We start from the raw sequence: 26363 nt of genomic DNA, 5'->3' as shown, positions 1-26363 counted from the left end.
GGATGCGCCGACTAGATGATAAGAGCCCTGACCGGCCATAGCCAAGTGACCTGTTAGCTGCGAGTGCACAAGGCTGCTTGCAGCCCAAAGCGGACGTTACGCACAATTTGGCGTGGACCATTGCGACAAATTTTTGGAAACCGTACCTTAACAGTTCATAAGAAAGAAATTTGGATGGCCACTTACCGAGACATACAAAAAGAAACTAAGAGACGTTTTGGGTTCACTCCTAAGACATGTTGGATCGCCGATATTAAGGCAGCGCACGGATTGACGCTGGGCGTCGCTCCAAACAGAGAAGACCCTGGAACAAGGAAGCACCCTTGTCCCGAACACCGAAGAACAAAACTAACGGCTGTTTTGGAGGATTTAGGAACGCTTTCGAAGCAACCTTGAAAAGCAACCGGAGGATCAGAAAGAGTTATGTGCGCCGGAGGATTCCCAAATGCTACTGGATCAAGAACAACTCAAAGAACAACTGAGTGACAATTGCGACGAGACAACGAGGGTAGCTTATCGTCTCTTGGCACATGCAAAGCTGCCGTGCGGCATGACCGTTCGTCCCCACAGTCATGGCTACATCTCTCGCGAATTGCGTTTGGAATTCGGCGGCAAATGGTATTTTGCAGCAGTCCTCAACCAATCCTGGGTGCTGTGGTACTTTCGACGTCCAGCGCTTTCTGATCTCATTATAGAGCCAGAGAAACTACTTATGTCCTTTCCAACAGCTGAAATCACTGGCCAGCGCGAGGTGAAACTAAGAATCAGTGAAATAACTGACATGTATGCAGTTTTGGGATGGCTGAGTCAGCATTGCTAGGCGCTGTGAAATGGCAACTCATTAGGCCATTGTCAGCCCAAAGCGGTCATCATCATTCAGCAAGTCGGAGCGGATTACGGACATTCGCTGTATGCGCGAGCAAACGGCACAGCTACGTTGGCAGCCGACATGCGGCAACTCGCCAAACTCAAGTTGCTTTACTTGTGAGGTATGATTTCACTATCTTTCAAGTCATCCAGTAGGGATCCGATTTATTTGGTGCTGAGGTCAGAAATATTGAGAAGTGGATAGGGCTGTGTTTGCAGGACAAAAATGGCAGCCTCAATCGATTGAACGTGTTACCCGAGTACTTGATACAAGTACAAAACCCATTTCTGCCGTCACAGATGATGGAACGGCAATAGTCAAATACATCGGCAACCCGCAAGGCCTAGAGGCTCTAATCTGCGAACTGGTTGGCACCGAGTTGGCAAATTGTATTGGGTTGCAGACGCCGGACTTTGCAGTCGCCGACATCCCAACTTTAGAACTTCCGGGACATCCACTCCTACAAGTTGTATCTGGTCCGGCCTTTTTTTCTCGTTGGGAAGAAGCCGTTTCGTTGTCGCCCAAATCTGGGCTGCTGCAAAAGCTCCGGCATCCGGAAGATCTTGCCAAACTCGTTGTTTTGGACACTTGGACACGAAATAAGGATCGCTTTTCAGAGGAAGGGGTAGAGGGGTATGGTGTCGTAAATTTCGACAACGTCCTCTTGCGACGGGACAAAAGAAAGGTGGAACTTCTTGTTATCGACCACACTCATGCTTTTATTGAGACTACACTAGACGATGAGCTCGAGCAGTCATGGATCGACGAACAGGAAGTTTATGGCCTGTTTCAGCAATTTGAGCCCTTCTTGACACGGAAGTCGATTGAAGACGCTCTGGCGGCAGTCAACAAGATTGACCTAGAAGCGATCGAAGGCATATGTGAAGAAGTGCCACGCGCATGGGGGATGACCCAAGCGCTGGCAAACCGTCTTTCGTCATGTATATTCGAGAGGGGGTCTAAACTAGGAACTTGGCTCCCATCGGCCCTGTTCGATCAGTACGAAATGAACTTGTTCCAAGAGGAGGGCGCGTGATGAACAATATTGATCTGTCTTATAGCATTGTGCAATTTAGCCCGCGTCCCGAACGGTTCGAGTTTGTCAATGTCGGCGTGTTGGTCTTTGAAAGGCAGCAAAGACGAGTCGTGAGTAAGCTTAGCTCTGATTTCGGTCGGGTAAGAAAGTTTTTTGGCGACGCGAGTCCGTCTTTCCTGAAGGTGGCCCTAGAAGATTTTTCTGATCGTGTAGAATACGAATTTGGCAGGCGCGAACTCAGTATTTCATCTGAAGAATTCAATTCAAAAAGAGCGGGCATGTTTCAGATCACACCCGTTCTGCCGGTAAGCGGAAAGAACGCATCTGAGGTTGCGGCGAACCTATTTTCTGATCTCGTCGAGGCAAAAGTCAAACATGTTAGAGTTGAACGCGTGAGCACTCGATTGACGACAGCATTCAAGGATGCTGGCGTTCTTTCACTACTTGAACGGCGACCAAAAGCCGTCAGGATTGAAAAGTGGGGTGTCAGCGTCAAGGCTGATTACGGTTATCAAAATGGCGTTTTTAACCTCATTGATGCCGCTCGGTTTGATGAATCTGAACGTGGCTTGGCAGAAGCAGGAAAACGTGTGTTGGAAGGCCGTGCACTTGCAGAGACGTTTGAGCATCGACTGGTTGTTGTGGGTGATTTTGGCGATCAATCGAACTCATTTGTCGACAGCCTGAGAGATGAATTCGTAAAGGCACAAGCAAAACTATTCACCCTAGACGAGGTCGATATATTAGCGACTGAAATTCGGCGAACAGCGCACTGATCGATCGGTGCAGCGTTCTAGGGAGAGTGCGGATCTCGCCAAGAGTAGCTAAGATTTCTCTATTGTCAGAACTTGGGGATCCTTGATCAGGTCGCACTTTTTGTAGCCTATCAAGTCTTAGCGCTTTCGCTTGTTGCGTGCCCGTTCGTTGAACCCGCCGCGACGCGACGCACTTCGGCTTTCTTGCAGAATGCAAAGAACTTGGCCCTGAAATTCTAGAAAGGGAAGGTGTACTAGACCCGCTATGCCAGGATGCGGGCGGTCGGAGCCGAAGAGAGATCCATGAGGAATTGGCTCAATGCATTCTTTCCTATCTTGACCAAACTCAAGGAAAGTCCGCTTTGTATGCTGCGGCCGCTGAAACTGAATGATCGGCCGAGAGACTGCTTTGGGCCGCTAGGTCTTAGTACAGGGTTAATTTATGTTTGACATTAAAGCTGCAACAGAGATTACGCTCGCTGCAGGCAGAGAACTCACAGCAAATTGTAGGGACATAAATAGCCCGTTCATCCATGGTTACCCTTGGAACTGTTGTGAGCTTGTTGCAGTTCACTTGGGTTCAGTTTTAAGAAATGCAAATCCCCTCCTGGAATTGCAGATTGTACGAGCTTACAACCCCAGCTGCGACCGTTGGCACTATTGGGTTGAAATGGACAATTTGGTGTTGGACTTGACGGCCCAACAATTCGACGAGTATCGGGAACCCTTTGTTTGCAAAAAGCCAAGCCCATTGGAAATTCGCTTCCCCGATATTGAACGTATTTCTTCAATCGATGCCGTTTGTGAAGCTCGATTCGAGATAAATCCTCAGATAGAATGCATTTTGGCAGAGTTTGGGAGGCAAGCTTAAGCGCTTTAACAGGTGAATGCCTGATTTTGGAAAGCTGCGCGACAGCGCCAATACCCACTACGAATGTCTCCTAAGGGCCGATCCAAAAGCTTTGCAAAGGTCACTATCTGCGCATTGCTGCCATCTGTCGTGTTCGATGTTGCAAGCGCGGCGAAGGGCCGCTTGGTGGCCTTCTAACCGCGCCGTCATCTAAACCAGCATGCGACTTCGTCTACCTAGGCGCACCGAATTATGGCTAACCGCACATATCCAAGCGAAATAGCAAACTGTGGTAGCCCGGTGGTAGCCATGCTATGCGGAGCAAAGAGAGGAATTCCTCTAACTCTTTGAAAAAAGTGGTGAGCCGTGCAGGATTCGAACCTGCGACCCACTGATTAAAAGTCAGTTGCTCTACCAACTGAGCTAACGGCCCACTCTTTGTCTTGGATCCTTAGGATCCGTGGCGCTCTGTAAGGCATTTTCCCGACAGGGTTCAAGACCTTATTTCACACCGCGCTACGCCTGTAGTTTCTTTCGAAACGGCGTCCCGATAGGCGGCCTACTTAGGCAGGTGGCGCAGGGGGGTCAACCCCTTTTTTCACGAATCTGCGCCATAGGGTGGATTCCGGTTCCGCGCGGCGTTATATGCCCGCCATGCAAGGAATTCAGAACACCGGATTGCCCTTTATGAAGATGCATGGGCTGGGCAATGACTTTGTCATTGTGGATGCGCGCGCGCATGAGGTCGGGGTGACTCCAGCCTTGGCCCAAGCCATTGGGCATCGGCAATTTGGGGTCGGCTTTGATCAGCTCGCCGTCATCGAAAATGGCGCATCAGATGCCCATCTGGTGTTCTACAACGCCGATGGCTCGACCTCGGCCGCCTGTGGCAATGCCACCCGCTGTATCGCGCGGTTTCTGATGGAGGAAACCGGCAAACAGACCCTGACGCTCACCACCGAGCGGGGAACGCTGTATGCAAGCGATGCGGGGGACGGGCTGACTTCGGTTAATATGGGACTGCCGCAGCTGAACTGGCACGAGATTCCATTGACCGAAGACGTGGACACCTTGGAACTGCCGATCGAAGGCGCCCCAACCGCCACCGGCATGGGAAACCCGCATTGCACCTTCTTTGTCGACAATGCCGAGGCGATTCCGCTGGCAGAGTTCGGCGCGCGGTATGAATATCATCCGCTCTATCCAGAACGGACCAATGTACAAGTGGCACAGCTGATCGGTCCGGATCATATCCGCATGCGCGTATGGGAACGGGGCGTTGGCATCACCCTGGCCTCTGGCTCTTCGTCCTGCGCAACGGCCGTGGCCGCAGCCCGGCGCGGCCTGACCGGACGCAATGTTCGGATCGAGCTGGACGGCGGCACGATTTGGATTGATTGGCGCGACGATGGCGTCTGGATGACCGGCCCTACCGCCCATGTCTTCTCGGGCCTGCTGACGCCGGAATTCCTGAGGTCGCTGGGATGAACCCGCCCAAATTCACCACGCTGGGCTGCCGCCTGAACGCCTATGAGACCGAGGCGATGAAAGAGCTGTCGCAACAGGCCGGTGTGACCGATGCAGTGGTGGTGAACACCTGCGCCGTGACCGCCGAGGCAGTGCGCAAGGCCCGGCAGGAAATCCGCAAACTGCGCCGCGAAAACCCGAATGCCCGGCTGATTGTGACCGGCTGCGCTGCGCAGACAGAACCGCAGACCTTTTCCCAGATGGAAGAGGTCGATGCCGTCATTGGCAACACTGAAAAGATGCGACCCGAAACCTGGAAAGGCATGGCGGCGGATTTCATTGGTGAAACCGAGGCCGTCCAGGTTGATGACATCATGTCGGTTACCGAAACCGCTGGCCACCTGATCGACGGGTTTGGCACTCGTTCCCGCGCCTATGTACAGGTTCAGAATGGCTGTGACCACCGCTGTACCTTCTGCATCATCCCATATGGCCGCGGTAATTCGCGCAGCGTCCCCGCGGGCGTTGTTGTGGACCAGATCAAGCGTCTGGTCGATAAGGGTTATAATGAGGTCGTTCTGACCGGCGTTGACCTGACCTCATGGGGGGCTGACCTGCCTGCCCAGCCAAAGCTGGGTGATCTCGTTATGCGCATCCTCAAACTGGTGCCTGATTTGCCGCGCCTGCGGATCAGCTCGATCGATTCGATCGAGGTCGATGAAAACCTGATGCAGGCCATTGCCACAGAACCCCGCCTGATGCCTCACTTGCATCTGTCGCTGCAGCATGGCGATGATCTGATCCTGAAGCGGATGAAACGCCGCCATTTGCGTGACGATGCGATCCGCTTTACCCAAGAGGCCCGCGAGCTGCGCCCTGAGATGACCTTTGGCGCTGACATCATCGCCGGTTTCCCGACCGAGACCGAGGCCCATTTCGAAAACTCGCTAAGGCTGGTTGCCGATTGCGATCTGACATGGCTGCATGTCTTCCCCTACTCCAAACGCGAAGGCACACCCGCTGCCCGCATTCCGCAGCAGGTCAACGGCAATGTCATCAAAACCCGCGCCGCCCGTCTGCGTGCCGCTGGCGAGGTGCAGATTGCCAAGCACCTGACCGCGCAGGTTGGCAAGATACATCACATCCTGATGGAAAACCCGCATATGGGCCGGACCGAGCAGTTCACCGAAGTTACGTTCCAAACCCCTCAATCCGAAGGGCAGATCGTGACCGCGACGATCACCGGCTGCTCGGATACGCAGCTCAGCGCCTGATCCGCCTCTTCATCTGGCCGAAAATACCTCGGGGATGAATTGGCCGCAGGCCAAGAAGGGGCTGGCCCCTTCCACCCCAAAGCAACAAAAAAACCCCCGCTGCCAGTGGCGCGGGGGTTTCTAACTTTTCTGAAAAAGCGCTTAGTGTTTCTTCTTGCCTTTAACACCTGCCCACAGACGCTTGTTGACCAGGTACAGCAGGACCGACAGAAGCGTCAGGAAGACAACACCGACAAAGCCCGAATACTTACGCTCCATCATCTTCGGTTCAGCCGTCCACATCAGGAAGGCTGCAACGTCTTCCGACATATGCTCGACGTCATTTGCGTGGCCATCGGCAAACTCGACCTGCTCATCCGAAAGCGGGGGCGCCATCGAAATCCAACCACCGGGGAAGGCGGTGTTTTCGTACAGAACCGTTCCCGCTTCTTCCTTTTCGTGGCCGGTATAACCATCCAGCAACGAGGCGATGTATTCCGGGCCGCCCATGCCGTTGACCAGCTGGTTGATCCCCAGACCGTAAGGGCCGTGGAAACCGGCACGCGCCTTGGCCATCAGGCTCAGGTCGGGTGCGCCAACGCCATCATTGGCGGGGAAATGGTCAACGGGTTTAGCCGGGCGGAAATCGTCCAGCTCGGGGTCGAACACTTCAAAGTTGCCCGCCGCATAGGCGGTGACTTCGTCTTCCGAATAGCCCAGCGCTTCGAGGTCACGCAGAGGCACATAGCGCAGGCCGTGACAGGCCGCGCAAACCTCGGTGTAAATCTGCAGGCCGCGCTGCAACTGGTGTTGATCCCAGGTTCCGAACGGGCCTTCGAATGAGAATTGGAAGTCCTCGATATGCTGTTCGCCTCCGCCTGCCGCGTTAGACGCGACAGGAGCAAGTGCGATAGCAAACGCGGCACCGATTGCAAGTTTCTTGAACATGTTTCCGGTCCCTCTTCTTACTCGGCCGGCGTGGCATCGGCGTCAGCCTTGCCATAATGCGCGTTGAAGTCTTCTTCGATGGTTTCCGGCTGTGCATCGGGTTTTTCGATGACACCCAGAACCGGCAGGATCACGAAGAAATAGCCGAACCAGTAGGCCGATGCGATTAACGAGAAGGTCGCATAGGGTTCTTCTGCGGGCATCGCACCCAGCCACATCAGGGCAAAGAAGTCGACGATCAGCAGGTAGAACCACCATTTGAACATCGGCCGGTATTTACCCGAACGTACGGTCGACGTGTCCAGCCACGGCGCCAGAGCCATAGCCAGGATCGCACCAAACATCGCCAGAACACCAAAGAACTTGGCGTCAATGATGCCGCCGGTGATGAAGCTGGCGAATTGAACAACCCAGACCTCGCCGGTAAAGGCACGCAGGATCGCGTAGAACGGCAAGAAGTACCATTCGGGCACGATATGTGCCGGTGTTACCAGCGGGTTGGCTTCGATGTAGTTATCCGGGTGGCCCAGATAGTTCGGCATGAAACCAACAATCGCCCAGAACACAACCAGAATGACCGCCAGTGCGAACAGGTCCTTGATCACGAAGTAAGGCCAGAAGGGCAGCGTGTCTTTCTCAGCCTCGGCTTTCGAACCGCGGCGAACCTCAACACCTGTCGGGTTGTTGTTGCCGGTGGTGTGGAAAGCCCAGACATGCACGATGACCAGCGCCGCAATTACAAAGGGCAGCAGGTAGTGCAGCGAGAAGAAGCGGTTCAGCGTGGCGTTGTCCACAGCCGGTCCGCCCAGCAGCCAAGTCTGGATCGCGTCACCCACAAACGGGATCGCACCAAACAGGCCGGTGATCACGGTCGCACCCCAGAAGGACATCTGACCCCAGGGCAGAACATAGCCCATAAAGGCAGTGCCCATCATGCAGAGATAAATCAGCATCCCGATGATCCACGTAACCTCGCGCGGGGCTTTGTACGAGCCATAGAACAGGCCGCGGAAGATGTGGATGTATACCGCGACAAAGAACAGCGATGCGCCGTTCATGTGCAGATACCGCAGCATATAGCCGCCATTCACGTTGCGCATGATGTGCTCGATGCTAGCAAAGGCCAGATCAACATGCGGAGTGTAGTGCATCACCAGAACGATACCGGTGACAATTTGCAGGACCAGGCAAAACGCCAGGACGATGCCCCAGATCCACCACCAGTTCAGGTTCTTGGGGGTTGGGATCATCAGGGTGTCATAGATCAGGCCGACGATGGGCAGGCGGCTGTTCAGCCACTTTTCGCCACTTGTCTTCGGCTCATAGTGATCGTGGGGAATTCCGGACATCTGGGTCTCCCTTAGCCGAGTTTGATGGTGCTGGCGTCCGTCCACTCAGCGGGCGGAACGGGCAGGTTTTCAGGTGCGGGACCTTTGCGGATACGGCCAGCCATATCGTAATGCGAGCCGTGGCAGGGGCAGAACCAGCCGCCAAAGTCACCAGCATCGCCCAGCGGGACACAACCGAGGTGAGTACAGACGCCCATCTGGACGATCCAGGCACCTGCGGCTTCGCCTTCCGGCGACGGCATCACGCGGTTTGCATCCGTGGCCGGTGCATCAGCATTCAAATTGAAGTTACGGGCCAGCGGGTCAGGCAGGGCATCCACGCCATCGGCGTCCTGCTTCTGCGCTTCGTCGATTTCGACACCGGTGCGGTGACGGATGAACACGGGTTTGCCCAACCATTTGACGGTCAGCTGGGTTCCGGGCTCGACACCGCTCACATCCACGCGGATCGAGGACAGGGCCTGAACGTCTGCCGAGGGGTTCATTTGGTTGATCAGGGGCCATACGGCTGCACCCGTCGCAACGACACCTGCGCCGCCTGCGACGTAGTAGAGGAAATCTCTGCGGGTGCCTTCGTGGTCTTCTGCGTGGGACACGAGGTTTTCTCCGATTCCGGCGCCCGGCAATACCGGGCAAACATGCATCAGCACCGCATCAAAGCGGCGTCTCATCGCGGCTATCTATCCGGGAGAAATCGGTTCGTCCAGCGGTCATAGGCGCGCACTACGCCGCATCTTGGCATTCATGTCACAACGAAAGGCGTTTTTTTCAAGGGATGGGCCGGATTACCCGTGAACGTTTGCCCTGCCGCGCGGGTGGTACAGGGAGTGATTCGGATGGCAACCAGGCAACGAAAACACCCTCACAACACAGAACCGGAGACTGTTGACCGGCGAAGATCTGCAAAATTCTGACCTGATTTTGCCACGCAAAAATCCACTTCGATTGAATCCACCTCGGCTAATATAATGAGTTAAAAATAGATATTTTTCAACACACTAGACGAGTCTCAATTCGATTGCACATTTGGCTGGAATGTCCCAAGGGCCTGTAACAGGACCAACCTTAACGGGATTTTTCCATGCCAAAGCTTTTTACAGCCACTCTGACCTTCGCCCTGACTCTTTCATCGCAATCCTCCGCCGCCGGTGATCCGGCAAAGGGGGAAAGCCTCTACAATCGGTGCTCTTCGTGCCATGCAATTATCAAAGATGGAAAAGTTCTGGTCAAAGGCGGCATCACCGGGCCGAATCTCTATGGGGTCGTAGGCCGGGTGGCCGGAACAGAAACCGATTACCTGAACGGAAGCGAACGCCTACCAATCGGGATGTACACCGATGACATGATCCGTGCTGGCCAGGAAGGGCTGGTCTGGACACAGGAAAACATCGTCGAATATTCGCAGGACCCGATTGTTTTCCTGAGGGATTATCTGGATGACGAAACCGCCCGTCCGAACATGAGCGTCAAACTGAAAAAAGGGGCTGAGGATGTCGCCGCTTATCTGGCGACCTTCAGCAACTGACCAGCCCGTCCGCTCACCTAGACCGCATGAGCGCGGCGAGGTGAGTGGTCTCGCTTCCGAACCCGTCTACCGCCACATGATCTGCGGCGGCTAGACGGACATCGTCCGGCTTGTTCTGGTTCAGCTTCCAGGTGCCCTGAATGTCATCTACCTGCAACTTGCAGGGCACAATCATGCGCATCATCTTGTCCAGAGCCTCCGCGCTCATCTTGCTGGCACTCCAGGGTGGCTTGGGGTTCAACCGGCGCTCATAAAAATCCGACTGACGATCGAGTAAATCGCGCAACGCGTCCTGCGGAAGAAGCGAAAGCGTTCCGGTCAGGTGCACCGCCACATAGTTCCAAGTGGGCACCTGATCCTCAATCCCGTACCAGTCGGGCGAGATATATCCGTCAGGCCCCGATACAGCGATTCGAACCGTGCGCGGTTCATTCAATGCCCGGACGATCGGATTGGACCGCACCAGATGCAGCGAGGCTTCTGCGCCATCTTCTGACAACAGAAACGGCACATGGCTAAGCAAAGGCCCCTGGTCCGCTGACAAAGCCAAAACACCAAATGCGCGCTCGCGCGCAAAAGCAATATGACTGTCACGATCCTCGGCGCGGAAGGCGGGATTGGGGTGCATGGCGGTCCTCCTGCAAAAGCTCTTGCAGAACCGCGCACCTATTGGCAAGGTGCGCCTCGTTCTCAGGGCGGGGCGGAATTCCCCACCGGCGGTATGCGGGCGATGACCCGTAAGCCCGCGAGCGGCCCCTTTTCGGGGTGTCAGCAGATCTGGTGAGAGGCCAGAGCCGACGGTTACAGTCCGGATGAAAGAGAACGTGCAGTGTGCCGGTAACCCCGCGCGCCTGCTCGTGATCGCCTTGGGTGACGTGTCATGTCGTGCTGGCAGCGAAAAGTGGGAACCGGTTTTCGCAACCGCCAGCAGACCACCAAACCGGAAGGAGATCTTGATGACACACACCCGCTATGCGTTTGTTAAGGCCAGCTGGCATGCCGATATTGTCGACCGTGCACTCGACGGGTTTCTGGAATTGATACCCGCCGATCAGGTGGACGTGTTCGACGTTCCAGGCGCGTTCGAAATGCCCCTGCTGGCCCGCGATCTTGCCCAGACTGGGCGCTATGCAGCTGTGACATGCGCGGCCTTTGTGGTGGATGGCGGCATCTACCGGCATGATTTCGTGGCGCAAGCTGTGGTCGACGGGTTGATGCGCGCAGGTCTGGATAGCGGCGTTCCGGTTCTGTCTGTTTCGCTGACGCCGCACCAGTATCAAGAGACGGACCACCACAATGCCATCTACCGCGCGCATTTCGTGGATAAGGGGCGCGAGGCGGCACAGGCGGCGTTGAAAATCACCGCCATGCGGACGCAGCTGTCCTCGGCGGCCTGACCGGAAAGGGTTGGGGTGCTGGGCCCCAACCGCAAATCCGCTTGAGGCTACGGGCCTTGCCCGCTAATCACGATGCTCAGAAGGAGCACGCCTTATGTCGATGAACAGCTTTGGCCATCTTTTCCGCGTCACCACCTGGGGTGAAAGCCACGGGCCCGCCTTGGGTGCCACTGTTGATGGCTGCCCGCCGGGGGTGACCATCGACGCAGAGGTGATCCAGCACTGGCTGGACAAGCGTAAACCAGGACAGAATAAATACACCACCCAGCGGCGCGAGCCCGATCAGGTGAAAATCCTGTCCGGCGTGTTCGAAGGGCAGACGACCGGAACTCCGGTCCAGCTGATGATCGAGAACACTGATCAGCGGTCAAAAGACTACGGCGATATCATGGAAAAGTTCCGCCCGGGCCATGCTGATATCACCTATTGGCAAAAATACGGTATCCGCGATTATCGCGGCGGTGGCCGCAGCTCGGCGCGCGAAACCGCCTCGCGCGTTGCCGCCGGGGGCCTGGCCCGCGAAGCGATCAAGCAGATCGCACCGAATGTGCAAATCACCGGGTACATGACCCAGATCGGCCCGCATAAAATCGACCGCACCAATTTCGACTGGTCGCAGATTGAACAGAACCCATTCTGGACGCCCGATGCGACAGCCGCCGAGGATTGGGCCGCCTATTTGGACGGATTACGCAAGTCCGGCAATTCGGTCGGGGCAGTTGTTGAGGTCGTCGCGCGTGGTGTCCCTGCCGGGATTGGTGCACCAGTTTATGCCAAGTTAGACACTGATTTGGCCGCAGCGATGATGTCGATTAACGCAGTCAAAGGTGTTGAGATCGGCGAAGGCATGGCCGCCGCCGAACTGACGGGCGAGGCCAATGCCGATGAGATCTTCATGGGGCAGAATGGCCCGCAATACAGCTCGAACCACGCAGGCGGCATACTGGGCGGGATTTCGACCGGGCAGGATATAGTCGTACGCTTTGCGGTCAAACCGACCTCGTCGATTCTGACCACGCGCAAAACGATCACCAAGTCCGGAGAAGAGACCGAGATCATCACCAAAGGCCGCCATGACCCTTGTGTCGGCATCCGTGCGGTTCCGGTTGGCGAAGCGATGATGGCTTGCGTAATCCTTGACCACCTGCTGTTGCACCGGGGTCAGATCGGCGAGAACCGTGGCCATATCGGCTGAGCTGCGCACCCGGCTGCGCGGCATCGTCGCACAGCGCATGAAAACAGATCCTGCCCATGATCTGGCGCATCTGGATCGCGTTTGGATCAATGTACAGGCCATCGCGGACACGCAAGCAGATATTCGGGTTCTGCTTGCGGCAAGCTATCTTCATGACCTGGTCAACTTGCCCAAAGATGACCCCGACCGCCACTTGGCCTCACGCCGATCTGCTGCTGAGTCAGAGCCTATTCTGGAGGAATTGACGTTTTCACGACCCGAGATCGACGCCATCCAGCACGCCATTGCTGCACACAGTTTCTCGGCCGGGATACCGCCAGAAACACCCGAGGCCCGCTTCCTACGCGATGCAGATCGGCTTGATGCACTGGGGGCCATCGGCATTGCGCGCACCTTCGTAGTGGCTGGCGCATTGGGGCGCGACTTGTATGACGCCGAGGATGCCTTTGCCCGCGCCCGTGATCTGAACGATCAGCAATTCTCGATTGACCACTGGAAGGCCAAACTGTTGAGCCTGCCGGCAGACATGCTGACGCCCAACGGGCGCGAATTGGCACAGGCGCGTGTGGCACGGATGATCCGGTTTCTTGAGGCGTTCAGCGAAGAGATCGGCCAACCCCTGCCCGACACGTGGAAATCTGCCTGATTGGTACAATCCAATCGTTGATCTTTCGCAGTCAAAGGCTCAGGTTCCCGGCCAATGGCACAATCCCTGACTTCCCATCGACCCATGCTTGCCGTGGGCCTGAAACTGGCCGCGTTGGTTCTGTTCACCTCAATGTCTGCACTGGTCAAAGCACTGTCCGAGGACTTCCCTCCCGGTGAACTGGTGTTTTTCCGGTCGCTCTTCGCCATTCCGGTCATCATCGTCTGGTTAATCTGGCGCGGAGAGCTGGCCAAAGGCTTTGTCGTCAAAAAGCCGATGGGTCATTTCTGGCGTGGCGTTCTGGGCACCAGTGCCATGGGTCTGACCTTTACCGGCCTCAGCCTGTTGCCACTGCCCGAAGTCACCGCGATTGGCTATGCCACCCCGATCTTCACCCTGATTCTGGCCGCGCTGATTCTGGGTGAGCGCATTCGCATGATCCGCATCGGCGCCGTCGCGCTGGGATTGCTGGGCGTGCTGATCATGGTCTGGCCCAGGCTTGGAACCACCCAGATGGAGATGGCAGCCACGATCGGCGCGCTTTGCGTGCTGGCGGCCACACTCGCCCGTGCCTTTGTTCAGATCCATATCCGGCAGCTGGTCAAGGTGGATCACCCGGCCGCGATCGTGTTCTATTTCTCGATGACCGCTACTCTGCTTTCAGCTCTGACCGCGTTTTGGGGTTGGACCATGCCGACACTTATTCAGGCTCTAATCATGATCATAATGGGGTTGATCGGCGGTGTTGCACAGATTCTGGTCACCTCGTCCTATCGCTTTGGTCAGGCCTCAATGCTGGCGCCTTATGACTATACCACCATGCTGTTTGCCATATTCATCGGCTATATCTGGTTTGATGAGCTGCCGACGCTTGCGATCCTGTTGGGTGCAGCGTTGGTGATTGCGGGCAATGTGGTCGTGATCTGGCGCGAACACCAGCTGGGGCTGGAACGCGGCAAGGCCCGGTCCCTGACCGATCACAAAGCGTGACTTTACCTTTTTCAATCTTGCCCTAGTTTGGGCCCAACAATCACAGAGGTGCCCGAATGAGCGACGCGCAGGATCACAAAGAAAAGATGCAGCAGGTGCAGGCCAAGCACCGCAAAAAAGTGTCCGAGGCCGTCAACCCGGGCCGTGGTCTGGTGCTGATCAATACCGGCAAGGGCAAGGGCAAATCCTCGGCCGCGTTTGGTGTCGTGATCCGAGCGCTGGGATGGGGTCAGAAAGTTGCCGTCGTACAGTTCATCAAGGGCAAGTGGAAAACCGGTGAGCGGCGGTTCTTTGAAGAGCGCGACTTGGTCACCTGGCACACGATGGGCGAAGGCTTTACCTGGGACACTCAGGACCGCGAACGCGATATCGCTGCTGCCAACGCCGCTTTTGACAAGGCCCGGGCACTGATGGAAAGCGGTGAGTATGATCTGGTCGTGCTGGACGAGATCAATATTGCCCTGCGGTATGAATATCTGACGGTGGATCAGGTGATTGGCGGATTGAAGGCGCGGTCCGACAAGACCAGCGTGTTCCTGACCGGCCGCGACGCCCCGGAGGCGCTGCGTGACTATGCTGATCTGGTCACTGAGATGACCGAAGAAAAGCACCCGTTTCAGGCCGGAATCAAAGCCCAGCGCGGCGTGGATTTCTGAGCGCTTTATCAAGGTCACCGCGATAAGCCGCCCGTTGTTTGAACGGGCGGCTTTGTTTTCCGAGTGGGAAGCAAAGGTATCGAGGCGTCAGGGCATGTGCCTGTTCAAGCAAACGCCTCTTGCTCTGGCGCGCTGAGCGAGATGACCGCCACCACCGCCGCGCCGTTCAGCCAATAGAAAATCGCATCCAGACCTTGGAACCCAAACAGGCTGGGTGCAGCCAGAAACACCACCCCGACCAGCAGATCGACGCCCAGATGGACGCGATAAGGCAATACCCTCCAAATCCCCAGATGATGATCGGTCAATACGGTCAGAACAAAGGCTGCAATGCCGGTCACAACCGACAGCCACAGGGCCATCGGATTGGACTGACCCAACCCCAGAACAAACGGCAGCGCCATCAGGGCGATGGCAACCGGGTAGTCGAGGTAGGCATGAATATTGCGGGTAACGAAACGGAGAGACATTGCATTTTCCTTTCCTTGTTTGAGATGATCTCAAACTAGGACAAGTAGGTCGAACGCTTAATTCTGGATCGTCCATGAAACCTTGCAGATCGTTCAGAATGATGGAGGATCAATGCATGGCTCGATAAGCCGCCGGTGACAGACCGATCTGTTTCTTGAACACGCGGGAAAACGCGGCCTCAGAGGCATACCCCACCTCGGCCGCCGCATCGGAAACGTTCCAGCGGCTTTCGACCAATCCCTGACAGGCGATCTGCATCCGCCAATCGGTGAGGTATTGCATGGGCGTGGCCCCCATCTTTTCAGCAAAGAGCTGGGCAAAGGCCGTGCGGGACATAGCGGCCTCTCGGGCCAGGGTCTCAACGCTCCATTCTTCCGCTGGTGCGCAGTGAAACGCGGTCAGCGCGCGTGAAATTCGCGGATCTGCAAATCCTGCCAGGGCCGAGTCACTTGGGCTTTGATGTTCAAGATAAGCACGGATGGCCTGCGCGAACAGCACTTCGGACAGTTTCAACGCGATCAGGTCGCCACCGATACGCGTGCCGCTGACCTCGGATCCGATCATGCGCAGGGTGGACTCGAACCAGGCCCCAGCCTCTTCACCGTAATTCTCGATCAGGATGTAAGGCGGCAACCGATCCAGCAACATATGCCCGGTACCTTGTCGACCCGGAGGGCCGGTGAACGAGAAGTGGCCGCAGATCAGTTGCGTGTCACGACCTTTGTCCTCTCCGCCATAGATCAAAACCCCATCCCCGGTGTAACCCGCATCTTCCAGCACCTGCTCCAGAGGCAAAGCGTCCAACGGCTTGACTTCGTTGCACAGCAACGCATGGGCCGTACCATGGGGAATCAGGATCAGATCACCCTGCTTCAAACGCAGAGTTTCCCCTGTATTAGAGACGAAAACATGAAGCTCACCCCGTTGAACAAAATGAAACCGGGCGACGTTTTCAAAGGCTGGAACCTGAATTCCGAACGGAGGCGTAAAAGAAGTGCGGAAGTAAAACGTCCCGCGCAAGGACAGACGGGTGAGGATATCGCTGAGAAGGTCTAACATTACCGTAACCTACACCCCGCCACGCGTTCGTCCAGTTACCTGTACGATCTGCAATGAAATGCGAATGAACGGCAAAGAAAAGCCCCCGCGAAATCGCGGGGGCTCTATCTGTCTCAAATCTGAGATCAGGCGCGGACCAGCGCCTCATAATCTGCGGCGATTTCGCGGGTGAGGTCACCGACTTCGAACGTATAGTCGCCGATCTGGCCCACAGGCGTGACCTCGGCCGCAGTACCGGTCAGCCAGCATTGTTCAAAATCAGCCATCTCTTCGGGTTTGATGCGGCGCTCATGCACCGTGATGCCTTTGTCTTTTAGCATCTGGATCACGGTTTGGCGGGTGATCCCGTTCAAAAAGCAATCGGCCAACGGGGTATGAACTTCGCCGTCCTTCACAAAGAAGACGTTCGCCCCGGTCGCCTCGGCAACATAACCACGCCAGTCCATGAACAGCGCATCCGAGCAGCCCTTGGCCTCGGCCTTATGCTTGGAAATGGTGCATATCATGTAAAGCCCAGCCGCCTTGGCATGGACCGGGATGGTTTCGGGGCTGGGCCGCTTCCATTCCGCGATATCCAGCTTGGCGCCCTGCATCTTGGCGTCGCCGTAATAGGCACCCCAGGGCCAGACCGCTACGGCCATGCGGACCGGGTTCTTGGCCGAAGCCACACCCATATCCTCGCCCGAACCACGCCAGACCAGCGCACGGACATAGGCGTCCTGCAAGCCACTTGCCTTCAGCGCGTCTTCCTTTGCCGCTTCGATCTGGTCGATCGTATAGGGCATCGGCATGTCCAGCGCCTCGGCCGAGGCGACCAGCCGTTCAGAATGCTCCCGACTTTTGAAAATTTTGCCGTTATAGGCCCGCTCGCCCTCAAAGACCGAAGACGCATAGTGCATCGCATGGCTCAGAATGTGGACATTCGCCTCGCGCCAGGGCACAAGTTCTCCATCCATCCAGATGACACCGTCACGATCATCATACCCCGCCATGCGAAACCTCCCTGCCTGGGTTGAATATTCCGATTATTGCGCAATATAGGTCCGAAGTGGACATAAAGTTGCGCAAAAACTGCGATTCGATACCTGTCCGCTCTTGGAATGTCAACAACGCTGACATAAACTCGGACCTGTGTAACGAATGAGGCAGAATATGTCAGATACCCGCCCCGCCCAGGCCTTTGGCGGAGAAAGCCTGTTGTTTCTTACGGATGAACAGCTGCGGCAGGGGATCGAGGCGATGTTTTTCGCCTATCGCGGGTTCACGGCGGACCCGGATCGCATTCTGACACAGCTGGCCTATGGGCGGGCACACCACCGTGCTATCCACTTTATAAATCGCGCGCCGGGGACGACCGTCAATAACTTGCTTGCTATTCTTGGGGTGACGAAACAGTCTCTGAACCGGGTCCTTCGGACATTGATTGACGATGGGTTGGTCGAAAGCAGGGTCGGTACGGTGGACAAGCGCGAACGGCACTTGTTTCTGACCGAAGCCGGGAGGGCGCTTGAAACCAGGCTGTCCGAGGCCCAGCGCGTGCGGATGCGCGCGGCCTATAAGGACGCAGGCCCAGAAGCGGTGTCTGGGTTTCGCAAAGTGCTTGAAGCAATGATGGATGCTGATATGCGTCATGCCTATACCAAATTGCGGGATACGACCTCATGAGTGATATGGACGCCCATCTGTTGATCGTTGACGATGACGAGCGTATTCGCGATCTGCTCAAGAAATTCCTGATGCGAAACGGGTTTCTGGTGACCGCGGCGCGGGATGCGGCCCATGCACGTCGGGTGCTGTCGGGGCTGGATTTCGACATGATCGTTCTGGATGTGATGATGCCCGGCGAAGATGGTGTCAGCCTGACCAGAGCCCTGCGCGAGACCCACACCACCCCGATCCTGTTGCTGACGGCGCGGGGCGAAACCGAACACCGTATCGCCGGGCTTGAGGCGGGGGCCGATGATTATCTGGCCAAACCTTTCGAGCCCAAAGAGCTTTTGTTACGGATCAATGCGATCCTGCGCCGGATGCCGGAAACCCCGGCACAGGATGCCGCAACCAAGATTCTGCATCTCGGCCCGATCCGCTATGATGTTGAGCGCGGTGAGATGTGGCGGGGCGAAGAAACGGTCCGCCTAACCGCAACGGAAAGCCAGCTGATGAAGATCTTCTCGGCCCAACCCGGCGCCCCTATCAGTCGCGCCAAGCTGGTCGAGGATCTGGGCCGTGATAAGGGTCAGGCGCAGGAGCGTGCCGTGGATGTGCAGATCACACGGCTGAGACGCAAGATCGAGCAAGACCCGAAACAACCCCGGTACCTGCAGACCGTGCGCGGGGCCGGGTACATGCTGGCACCGGATTGATTGAGCCGCTGCGTGGCGGTTCTTTGCCTTCGGCGAAGGTATTTTGACCAGATGAACAGGGGATTGTGATGAAAACTGCCCTTTTGACCCATGCGGATTGTCTTGGGCACGTGACACCCGAGGGGCATCCGGAACAAGTCGCGCGACTGGAACATATCCTTCATGCGCTGGATAGGCTGGACCTGGATCGTGTGACCGCGCCGCTTGCAGCCGATGATGACCTGCTGCGTATTCACCCCGAAAGCCATATTCGCGACATCCGCAAAAGTCGCCCGACAGAGGGATTCCGGCAAGTGGACGGCGATACATTCATGTCGCCGGGATCTGTAGATGCGGCCTATAGGGCTGCAGGGGCTGTGGTAAAAGCCGTGGATTTAGTGCTGGGCGGAGAAGCCCCAAATGCGTTCTGTGCCATTCGCCCTCCCGGCCATCACGCCGAGAATGAAACCGCCATGGGGTTCTGCCTGTTCGGCAACGCCGCATTGGGGGTGAAACACGCGTTGGATCATCACGGTCTGTGCCGCGTCGCTGTGGTGGATTTCGATGTACACCATGGCAATGGCACGCAGGATTTGCTGTGGGATGAGCCGCGCGCGTTGGTGATCACCAGCCAACAGATGCCCTTGTGGCCGGGATCAGGCCGCGCCGACGAGACCGGCGCCTTTGACAACGTCCTGAATATTCCACTGTCCCCCGGAACCGGCGGCGCCAAGATGCGCGCCGCCTATGAAACATTGGCTTTCCCGCGACTGCGCGCCTTCAAACCCGAGCTGATCATAATCTCTGCCGGGTTTGACGCCCATCAGGATGATCCGCTGGCCAATCTGAACTGGGCCACCGAAGATTTCGCCTGGATCACTGCCGAATTGTGCAAGATTGCCGATGAGCATTGCGCGGGACGTATCGTCTCGACTTTGGAAGGCGGGTATGATCTGAAAGCCTTGGCCGAGGCCACACGTGCCCATGTGGAAGAGTTGATGAAGGCAGCCCGATGACAGATACACCCGTTGACCAGATGACATTCGAACAGGCGATGAAAGAGCTTGAGGCCGTTGTCGGCCAGCTGGAGCGTGGCGATGTGGCGCTGGACCAGTCCATCGCCTTGTATGAACGGGGTGCAGCGCTGAAGAAACGCTGCGAGGATGAACTGAAGCGGGCCGAGGAAAAAGTGGCCGCGATCACCTTGGACGCCGATGGTCAACCGACCGGGACGACGGTTGTCGAAGGTCAGTAAATGTTTCGCGAAAGACTGGCGCAGGATGCAACGCTGATTCAGGACCATTTTGATCTGGTTCTGGGCGCGCTGGACGATCTGGATGTGACACAGGCGATGGCCTATGCCACGCAAGGCGGCAAAGGTCTGCGCGGGTTTTTGGTGCTGGAAAGCGCGCGGCTGCATGATGTGGATACAGCGCGTGCGATCTGGCCTGCCACGGGGATCGAGGCGTTGCACGCCTATTCTCTGGTGCATGATGACCTGCCCTGCATGGATGACGACGATTTGCGTCGCGGGCGCCCGACAGTTCATGTGAAATGGGATGAGGGCATCGCGGTTCTGGCAGGCGACGCGTTGCAGACGCTGGCATTCGAACTTTGCACCCGTCCCGAAATTGGCCCCGCCGAAATTCGCGCGGAATTGGCCTTGTCTCTGGCGCAGGCAAGCGGAGCGCAGGGCATGGTGCTGGGCCAGGCGCTGGATATCGCGGCGGAATCGGCAGACTCTCCGCTGACGCTGGAAGAAATCACCCATTTGCAGGCAGGAAAAACCGGAGCGCTGATCGAGTGGTCTGCATGCGCCGGCGCGCGTCTGGCCCAAGCTGATCTTGCGCCCTTGCGCCAATATGCCCAATCCCTTGGTCTTGCTTTTCAAATCGCAGATGACATCTTGGATATAGAGGGTAACGCCGAAATTGCGGGCAAGCGCCTTCAGAAGGATGCCGAGGCGGGAAAGGCCACGTTTGTGTCTCTGCTGGGCCTCGACGCCGCCAGAACCCGTGCCGCGGAGCTGGTGGAACAGGGCTGCGCCGCGTTGGAAGGCTATGGCGCGTCGGCTGAAACCTTGAAGGACGCCGCCCGCTTCGTTATTGCCCGGGACAGCTAAGCCAGGAACGCGCCATATGTCTGACCGCCCGAACACTCCTCTGCTGGATCTTGTGAACCGCCCGGCCGACCTGCGGCAGTTTTCGGACGCGCAGCTGCATCAGGTGGCGCAGGAATTACGGGCCGAGACGATCTCGGCCGTATCGGTCACCGGCGGGCATCTGGGTGCGGGTCTGGGCGTGGTGGAACTGACCACCGCGCTGCATGCGGTATTCGATACGCCGCGTGACAAAATCATCTGGGATGTCGGGCACCAGTGCTATCCGCATAAAATCCTGACCGGGCGGCGCGACCGGATCCGTACCCTGCGCCAACCCGGTGGGTTGAGCGGGTTCACCAAGCGCAGCGAAAGCCCCTACGACCCGTTTGGCGCGGCGCATTCCAGCACCTCGATCAGTGCGGCCCTTGGCTTTGCCGTGGCGCGCGATCTGGGTGGCGTGACGCCCGAAGGTCTGGGCGATGCGATTGCGGTGATCGGCGATGGATCTATGTCGGCGGGCATGGCCTTTGAGGCGATGAACAACGCAGGCCACCTGAAAAAGCGCCTGATCGTTATCCTCAACGACAATGAAATGAGCATCGCACCGCCGGTTGGCGCCCTGTCCAGTTATCTGTCGCGCATTTATGCCGAAGAACCGTTCCACGATCTGAAGGCCGCCGCCAAGGGCGCAGTGTCCTTGTTGCCGGAACCGTTCCGCGAAGGCGCCAAACGCGCCAAGGAAATGCTCAAGGGCATGGCCGTAGGGGGTACTTTATTCGAAGAACTGGGCTTTTCCTATCTCGGCCCGATTGACGGACACGACATGGATCAGCTGTTGCCGGTGCTGCGCACGGTCAAGGCACGGGCAACCGGCCCGATCCTGATCCATGTGTTGACCAAAAAGGGCAAAGGCTATGCCCCAGCCGAGCAGGCCCGCGACAAGGGTCACGCGACCGCGAAATTCGATGTTGTGACGGGTGAGCAAAAGAAGGCACCGTCAAACGCGCCCTCTTATACGTCGGTCTTCGGCAAGACCCTGGTGGAAGAAGCCGCGCGGGACGACAAGATCGTCGCCGTCACCGCCGCCATGCCCGATGGAACCGGGTTGAACCTGTTTGCCGAACGCTACCCGTCACGTTGTTTCGATGTAGCGATTGCGGAACAGCATGGTGTGACGTTCTCGGCGGCTTTGGCTGCGGGCGGGATGAAGCCGTTCTGCACCATGTATTCGACCTTCCTGCAGCGCGGCTATGATCAGGTCGTGCATGATGTGGCCATTCAGCGCCTGCCCGTGCGATTTGCCATCGACCGCGCTGGGCTGGTGGGCGCTGATGGGGCGACCCATGCCGGATCGTTTGACATTGCCTATCTGGCCAACCTACCGGGCATGGTCGTGATGGCCGCCTCAGATGAGGCCGAGCTGATGCATATGGTGGCCACCGCCGTCGCCCACGACGAAGGCCCGATCGCCTTCCGCTATCCCCGCGGTGAAGGCGTGGGCGTGGACCTGCCCGAGCGTGGTGAAGTGCTTAAAATCGGCAAAGGCCGGATAATTCAGAAGGGCGCGCGCGTGGCATTGCTGTCTTTCGGTACGCGCTTGGCCGAAGTACAAAAAGCCGCCGAGGCCCTATCCGCACGCGGCATCACCCCCACCATCGCCGATGCACGTTTCGCCAAACCGCTGGACCGCGACCTGATCCTGAATCTGGCCTCCGATCATGAGGCGCTGATCACCATCGAAGAGGGTGCGATTGGCGGTTTCGGCAGCCATGTGGCGCAGCTACTGGCCGATGAGGGTGTGTTTGATCAGGGCCTTAAATACCGCTCGATGGTGTTTCCGGATATCTTCATTGATCAGGCAAACCCGGCGGATATGTATGCGGTTGCCGGTATGAATGCCGAACAGATCGAGGCCAAGGTCCTGTCTGTTCTGGGTGTGGCCACGATTGGTGAAAAACGCGCCTGAGGGACCATTAAGGTTATCAACTCCAAGGAAGAGCGTGCCTCAAGATAGCTCTTCAGTGAGTGAAGATTGAACTAAGCCAACATAAGTAAAAGATATTGCAAGTTTGTGATTTCACACGTGTCGCTTTTGTTTCGCCTTTTTGACTCTTTCTGCATTGCTTACACAGTGCCGGCCAAAAAAACGGGCGCCTCAGCGCCCGTATTAGCTTTTTGTCGATGTTGATCAGTGAACCGTCTCGACCTTGTGGAAATCCAGATCACGGTCTTCGGGCATCCCAGTTATGCTCAGCACCTCTTTGCGTTTGGTGATCAGGATATAAACCACACAGGCCAGATAGAGGCCGACAACAACTGCGCCGATCCACTGGATCTGCAACCACTGGCTTTGGAACAGCAAGGTCAGGACGAACAGCAGCACAACATTGCCCGCCACATAGATCGCTTTACCAAAGCGGGCGACTGTCATGTTCAGGTTGTCCGTATAGAGCCTAATCAACGAATCCAGTGAGTTGATCACGAACGTCACGCCCACAATCACCATCGCAATGTTGGTGATGCCTGCGGTGCTGATGCCGTTCAGGTGGTAATAGTAGAGAACGGTGAACCAGATCGCCAAGGGGATCGACGGAAAGATCAGCAGAGCAGCCAGTAGCTGCCAGGTCTTCAGCCCACCTACAAAGCGAGATGTGAACTGGCCGATCATGATCGACCAGGCAAACCACCAGAACAGGTAGAAGGCGTGATAATCTGTCAGCGGCAGGACAAACTTGTGCAGGTTGGTGAAATAGGCACCAACATTGCTTCCGGTTTCCACAAAGCCATTCACGCCCATGCCCGCAGCAACCCACATGCCCAGGATCAGTGCCAGGAACAAAAAGGTCGAGCCCACCGACAGGATACGCACGTATTTCAGGTCGGTCGAAGAATAGGCCGCTGCCAGAATGACGACAAACACGATGACATAGAAGGTGGTGACCACTGACTCGCCGTCTCCGACCTCGGGCAGGTAGCCGGGCAGGTAGATCAGGAACAGGCTGGCGGTGAAAGCGCAGGTGCCGATGATGACCACATTGTTGATCAGCTTGACCAGCGGGATTTCAAAGAACTTCACGCGCGGCTCGATGACACAGAAATAGAACGCGGTCAGAAAGTAGAACGCCCAGATCAGAAAGCCCCAGAACCCGAATTCGATCGCCAGTGGGTTGGCAAACGCATAGGCGGGGTCTTCGGCATAGCCGCCGAATTCGGTCAGCGGAAACATGATCAGGCCGACATCCAACCCGGATGTGAACAGAATCGCGATGAAGGTGAACAGATGAACCGGCGTTACGCCGACGATCCGCAGATTCCACCACTTCACCACAAAGAAGGCAACAAGGCCCAACGCCAGCAAGACGCCAAATGATAGTATGTACTCCAATAGCACCGACAATCCTCCCATTAATGTCAGTTCATGACGCTGTTATAGTTTATTGGCTGATCAATCAATAAAAACAGCACTGCTTGCGGCGCGCGCCTATTCGGTCAACAGTGCGCGAAAATCTGAACAGGGGGTCGCGATGGATTTTCGCGCAATGGCCATGGGGCTGACATTTGCGTTTATCTGGTCTTCGGCCTTCACCTCGGCCCGGATCATCGTGGCGGACGCATCGCCGTTGTTTTCCCTGGCTCTGCGGTTTCTGATCTCGGGTTTGATTGGCGTCGTGATTGCACGGGCGATGGGCCAAAGCTGGCGGCTGACGCGGTCACAATGGTATGCCACCATCCTGTTCGGGATATGTCAAAATGCCCTTTATTTGGGCCTAAACTTCTATGCGATGCAAACAATCGAGGCCTCTGTTGCCGCCATCATCGCCTCGACCATGCCATTGCTGGTTGCCTTGGCCAGTTGGCTGTTTATGGGCGACAGATTACGGCCAGTTGGAATTGTAGGCCTGTGTGCCGGGTTCGCCGGTGTTGCTCTGATCATGAGCAGTCGGATCGGCGACGGCGTTGATCTGTTCGGCGTCATGCTTTGTGGCATTGGAGCGCTTGCGCTGACATTTGCCACGCTCGCAGTGCGTGGGGCGACATCGGGCGGGAATTTCATGATGGTGGTTGGCTTACAGATGCTGGTCGGATCGGCCATTCTGTTTGTTGCAGCACCGGTATTCGAAACGATTCATATCCACTTGACGGTGCCGCTGGTCCTGGCCTTCACCTATACAACTCTGTTTCCCGGCCTTCTGGCCACGTTCATCTGGTTCCTGCTGCTGGATCGGATCGGCGCAACCCGGGCGGCCACGTTTCACTTTCTCAACCCGGTCTTTGGTGTCACCATCGCCGCGATCTTGTTGGGCGAAAAACTGGGGCCGCTGGATGCGGTCGGGGTTCTTATCACAACACTGGGCATTCTGGCGGTGCAACTGTCTCGCCAACCCGGCAGAAAACCAGTCTGACCTTGCACAACTGCGCGAGCCCGGCAGAACGCCCTTTGCTTTCCGCCAATAATGCCCATCTATTATGCGAACCACCAGAAGTCCGGAGGAGCAATGACCCGTTACACCAAATCCCCTGAGGCCGTCGCCGCATTGTCGCCCGAGGAATACCACGTCACGCAAAACAGCGGCACCGAACGGCCCGGAACTGGCAAACTGCTGAATAACAAAGAACCCGGCATCTACGTGGATATCGTCTCGGGCGAGCCTTTGTTCGCCTCGGCGCACAAGTACGAATCCGGCTGCGGCTGGCCCAGTTTCACCAAGCCGATCGTACATGAGCATGTTGAAGAGGTTCACGATGCCTCGCTGGGTATGATCCGGACCGAAGTTCGCTCGAAACATGGCGATAGCCATTTGGGGCATGTATTTCCCGACGGCCCCCGCGAACATGGCGGGCTGCGATACTGTATCAACTCAGCCTCATTACGGTTCGTCCATCGCGATCAGATGGAAGCCGAAGGCTATGGCGAATTCCTGATTCATGTGGAGGAGATCGAATGACCGAACATCGCGCCGTTCTTGCCGGGGGCTGCTTTTGGGGCATGCAGGATCTGATCCGCAAACGCCCGGGCGTGTCCCGCACTCGCGTCGGATATACAGGTGGAGACGTGCCCAACGCCACTTATCGCAACCACGGCACCCATGCCGAGGGGATCGAGATCTTTTACGATCCTACCGTGACCACCTATCGCGATCTGCTTGAGTTTTTCTTTCAGATCCATGACCCGACGACGGTGAACCGGCAAGGGAACGACATGGGGATGAGCTATCGCTCGGCCATTTATTATGTCGATGACGCCCAGAAAAAGGTCGCCCTGGACACCATTGCCGATGTGAATGCCAGCGGCATCTGGCCCGGCAAAGTCGTGACCGAGCTGGAACCCGTTGGCGATTTCTGGGAGGCTGAGTCCGAGCATCAGGATTATCTTGAACGTATCCCGAACGGCTATACCTGCCATTTCCCGCGCCCGGATTGGGTTCTGCCCAAACGCGACGCGGCCGAGTAAGGA

The 26363-nt window shown here is 56.8% G+C and carries 29 protein-coding genes, 1 tRNA gene and 1 riboswitch; of the genes, 21 read left to right on the top strand and 9 right to left on the bottom strand.

What is annotated here, in order from left to right; all coding sequences use genetic code 11:
- Positions 1-445: 445 nt before the first annotated feature.
- From AC2FJW_RS19270 to AC2FJW_RS19255, 4 genes are all read left to right on the top strand, one after another.
- A complete protein-coding gene (locus AC2FJW_RS19270; RefSeq protein WP_496751112.1) occupies positions 446-820 on the top strand; it encodes a hypothetical protein in 375 nt (124 codons plus the stop codon).
- 256 nt (positions 821-1076) lie between these two features.
- Positions 1077-1904 (top strand): HipA family kinase, encoded by an 828-nt coding sequence (locus AC2FJW_RS19265; protein WP_496751111.1) that lies wholly within the window; start codon positions 1077-1079, stop codon positions 1902-1904.
- The gene (locus tag AC2FJW_RS19260) at positions 1904-2680 is read left to right on the top strand and encodes a DUF3037 domain-containing protein (protein WP_496751109.1); all 777 of its coding nucleotides are present in this window, start codon (positions 1904-1906) and stop codon (positions 2678-2680) included. The genes AC2FJW_RS19265 and AC2FJW_RS19260 overlap by 1 nt, the downstream gene beginning before the upstream one ends.
- Before the next feature lie 421 nt (positions 2681-3101).
- On the top strand, positions 3102-3530 hold the full coding sequence (locus AC2FJW_RS19255) for a hypothetical protein (RefSeq protein ID WP_496751108.1): 429 nt from the start codon (positions 3102-3104) through the stop codon (positions 3528-3530).
- Positions 3531-3866: 336 nt separating this feature from the next.
- Here the strand turns inward: AC2FJW_RS19255 and AC2FJW_RS19250 are convergent.
- A tRNA-Lys gene (locus AC2FJW_RS19250) sits at positions 3867-3942 on the bottom strand.
- A 212-nt stretch (positions 3943-4154) separates the two neighbouring features.
- Here AC2FJW_RS19250 and dapF point away from each other — a divergent pair.
- Complete coding sequence (dapF, locus tag AC2FJW_RS19245) at positions 4155-4997, top strand: diaminopimelate epimerase (RefSeq protein ID WP_496751106.1); 843 nt, start codon at positions 4155-4157, stop codon at positions 4995-4997.
- Positions 4994-6250: a tRNA (N(6)-L-threonylcarbamoyladenosine(37)-C(2))-methylthiotransferase MtaB gene (gene mtaB / locus AC2FJW_RS19240; RefSeq protein WP_496699271.1), complete on the top strand. Its 1257-nt coding sequence runs from the start codon at positions 4994-4996 to the stop codon at positions 6248-6250. Before dapF ends, mtaB begins: the two co-directional genes overlap by 4 nt.
- Positions 6251-6391: 141 nt before the next feature.
- On the opposite strand, the gene AC2FJW_RS19235 is transcribed toward mtaB, so the two are convergent.
- Genes AC2FJW_RS19235 through petA form a run of 3 tightly spaced genes read right to left on the bottom strand, consistent with a single transcriptional unit; the run spans position 6392 to position 9122 of the window.
- Entirely contained in the window at positions 6392-7177 is a 786-nt protein-coding gene (locus tag AC2FJW_RS19235; protein WP_142640228.1) for a cytochrome c1, read from the bottom strand.
- Positions 7178-7194: 17 nt separating this feature from the next.
- Positions 7195-8526 (bottom strand): cytochrome b, encoded by a 1332-nt coding sequence (gene petB / locus AC2FJW_RS19230; protein WP_142640230.1) that lies wholly within the window; start codon positions 8524-8526, stop codon positions 7195-7197.
- An 11-nt stretch (positions 8527-8537) separates the two neighbouring features.
- Positions 8538-9122: a ubiquinol-cytochrome c reductase iron-sulfur subunit gene (petA, locus tag AC2FJW_RS19225; RefSeq protein ID WP_142640296.1), complete on the bottom strand. Its 585-nt coding sequence runs from the start codon at positions 9120-9122 to the stop codon at positions 8538-8540.
- Between the two features lie 485 nt (positions 9123-9607).
- On the opposite strand from petA, the gene AC2FJW_RS19220 reads away from it, so the two are divergent.
- Positions 9608-10051, top strand: coding sequence for a c-type cytochrome (locus AC2FJW_RS19220; protein WP_496751105.1), 444 nt, complete (start codon positions 9608-9610; stop codon positions 10049-10051).
- 13 nt (positions 10052-10064) lie between these two features.
- On the opposite strand, the gene AC2FJW_RS19215 is transcribed toward AC2FJW_RS19220, so the two are convergent.
- Positions 10065-10679 (bottom strand): FMN-binding negative transcriptional regulator, encoded by a 615-nt coding sequence (locus AC2FJW_RS19215; RefSeq protein WP_142640234.1) that lies wholly within the window; start codon positions 10677-10679, stop codon positions 10065-10067.
- Between the two features lie 54 nt (positions 10680-10733).
- A riboswitch (FMN riboswitch) is annotated at positions 10734-10879 on the top strand.
- A gap of 128 nt (positions 10880-11007) precedes the next feature.
- Between AC2FJW_RS19215 and AC2FJW_RS19210 the strand changes: the two genes are divergently transcribed.
- The 5 genes from AC2FJW_RS19210 to cobO all read left to right on the top strand — a co-directional run bounded on the left by AC2FJW_RS19210 (position 11008) and on the right by cobO (position 14935).
- Positions 11008-11448 carry a 6,7-dimethyl-8-ribityllumazine synthase gene (locus AC2FJW_RS19210; RefSeq protein ID WP_496699275.1) on the top strand — a complete coding sequence of 147 codons (441 nt, stop codon included), beginning with the start codon at positions 11008-11010 and terminating at the stop codon, positions 11446-11448.
- A 94-nt stretch (positions 11449-11542) separates the two neighbouring features.
- A complete protein-coding gene (gene aroC / locus AC2FJW_RS19205; protein ID WP_271951712.1) occupies positions 11543-12643 on the top strand; it encodes a chorismate synthase in 1101 nt (366 codons plus the stop codon).
- Positions 12627-13289, top strand: a complete 663-nt coding sequence (locus AC2FJW_RS19200) for an HD domain-containing protein (protein WP_496751102.1) — start codon at positions 12627-12629, stop codon at positions 13287-13289. The genes aroC and AC2FJW_RS19200 overlap by 17 nt, the downstream gene beginning before the upstream one ends.
- A gap of 54 nt (positions 13290-13343) precedes the next feature.
- Positions 13344-14279: a DMT family transporter gene (locus AC2FJW_RS19195; RefSeq protein ID WP_496751100.1), complete on the top strand. Its 936-nt coding sequence runs from the start codon at positions 13344-13346 to the stop codon at positions 14277-14279.
- Positions 14280-14335: 56 nt separating this feature from the next.
- Positions 14336-14935 (top strand): cob(I)yrinic acid a,c-diamide adenosyltransferase, encoded by a 600-nt coding sequence (gene cobO, locus AC2FJW_RS19190; protein ID WP_496751098.1) that lies wholly within the window; start codon positions 14336-14338, stop codon positions 14933-14935.
- 104 nt (positions 14936-15039) lie between these two features.
- On the opposite strand, the gene AC2FJW_RS19185 is transcribed toward cobO, so the two are convergent.
- From AC2FJW_RS19185 to AC2FJW_RS19175, 3 genes are all read right to left on the bottom strand, one after another.
- Positions 15040-15405, bottom strand: a complete 366-nt coding sequence (locus AC2FJW_RS19185) for an SPW repeat domain-containing protein (RefSeq protein ID WP_496692648.1) — start codon at positions 15403-15405, stop codon at positions 15040-15042.
- A 109-nt stretch (positions 15406-15514) separates the two neighbouring features.
- Entirely contained in the window at positions 15515-16465 is a 951-nt protein-coding gene (locus AC2FJW_RS19180) for an AraC family transcriptional regulator (RefSeq protein WP_496751096.1), read from the bottom strand.
- A gap of 125 nt (positions 16466-16590) precedes the next feature.
- Complete coding sequence (locus tag AC2FJW_RS19175) at positions 16591-17457, bottom strand: branched-chain amino acid aminotransferase (RefSeq protein ID WP_496692646.1); 867 nt, start codon at positions 17455-17457, stop codon at positions 16591-16593.
- Between the two features lie 160 nt (positions 17458-17617).
- Here AC2FJW_RS19175 and AC2FJW_RS19170 point away from each other — a divergent pair, with 160 nt between their 5' ends.
- The 6 genes from AC2FJW_RS19170 (at position 17618) to dxs (ending at position 22874) form a co-directional block, all read left to right on the top strand.
- Positions 17618-18130 carry a MarR family winged helix-turn-helix transcriptional regulator gene (locus AC2FJW_RS19170; RefSeq protein WP_142640252.1) on the top strand — a complete coding sequence of 171 codons (513 nt, stop codon included), beginning with the start codon at positions 17618-17620 and terminating at the stop codon, positions 18128-18130.
- Complete coding sequence (locus AC2FJW_RS19165) at positions 18127-18828, top strand: response regulator (protein ID WP_142640254.1); 702 nt, start codon at positions 18127-18129, stop codon at positions 18826-18828. The genes AC2FJW_RS19170 and AC2FJW_RS19165 overlap by 4 nt, the downstream gene beginning before the upstream one ends.
- Before the next feature lie 68 nt (positions 18829-18896).
- On the top strand, positions 18897-19823 hold the full coding sequence (locus AC2FJW_RS19160) for a histone deacetylase family protein (RefSeq protein WP_496751094.1): 927 nt from the start codon (positions 18897-18899) through the stop codon (positions 19821-19823).
- Positions 19820-20062, top strand: a complete 243-nt coding sequence (locus AC2FJW_RS19155) for an exodeoxyribonuclease VII small subunit (protein WP_142640258.1) — start codon at positions 19820-19822, stop codon at positions 20060-20062. The genes AC2FJW_RS19160 and AC2FJW_RS19155 overlap by 4 nt, the downstream gene beginning before the upstream one ends.
- A complete protein-coding gene (locus tag AC2FJW_RS19150; RefSeq protein WP_496751092.1) occupies positions 20063-20929 on the top strand; it encodes a polyprenyl synthetase family protein in 867 nt (288 codons plus the stop codon).
- A gap of 16 nt (positions 20930-20945) precedes the next feature.
- Entirely contained in the window at positions 20946-22874 is a 1929-nt protein-coding gene (gene dxs / locus AC2FJW_RS19145) for a 1-deoxy-D-xylulose-5-phosphate synthase (RefSeq protein ID WP_496694623.1), read from the top strand.
- A gap of 222 nt (positions 22875-23096) precedes the next feature.
- Here dxs and AC2FJW_RS19140 read toward each other — a convergent pair whose 3' ends face one another.
- On the bottom strand, positions 23097-24293 hold the full coding sequence (locus AC2FJW_RS19140; protein WP_142640264.1) for a BCCT family transporter: 1197 nt from the start codon (positions 24291-24293) through the stop codon (positions 23097-23099).
- A gap of 139 nt (positions 24294-24432) precedes the next feature.
- Here AC2FJW_RS19140 and AC2FJW_RS19135 point away from each other — a divergent pair, with 139 nt between their 5' ends.
- The 3 genes from AC2FJW_RS19135 (at position 24433) to msrA (ending at position 26360) form a co-directional block, all read left to right on the top strand.
- Positions 24433-25311, top strand: a complete 879-nt coding sequence (locus tag AC2FJW_RS19135; RefSeq protein WP_496751090.1) for a DMT family transporter — start codon at positions 24433-24435, stop codon at positions 25309-25311.
- A gap of 93 nt (positions 25312-25404) precedes the next feature.
- Positions 25405-25854 carry a peptide-methionine (R)-S-oxide reductase MsrB gene (msrB, locus tag AC2FJW_RS19130; RefSeq protein WP_496699291.1) on the top strand — a complete coding sequence of 150 codons (450 nt, stop codon included), beginning with the start codon at positions 25405-25407 and terminating at the stop codon, positions 25852-25854.
- A complete protein-coding gene (msrA, locus tag AC2FJW_RS19125; protein ID WP_496709535.1) occupies positions 25851-26360 on the top strand; it encodes a peptide-methionine (S)-S-oxide reductase MsrA in 510 nt (169 codons plus the stop codon). The genes msrB and msrA overlap by 4 nt, the downstream gene beginning before the upstream one ends.
- Positions 26361-26363 lie beyond the last annotated feature (3 nt).

Source organism: Ruegeria sp. CDSA020 (genome assembly GCF_059612345.1).
This window is presented reverse-complemented; position numbering and strand designations above follow the sequence as displayed.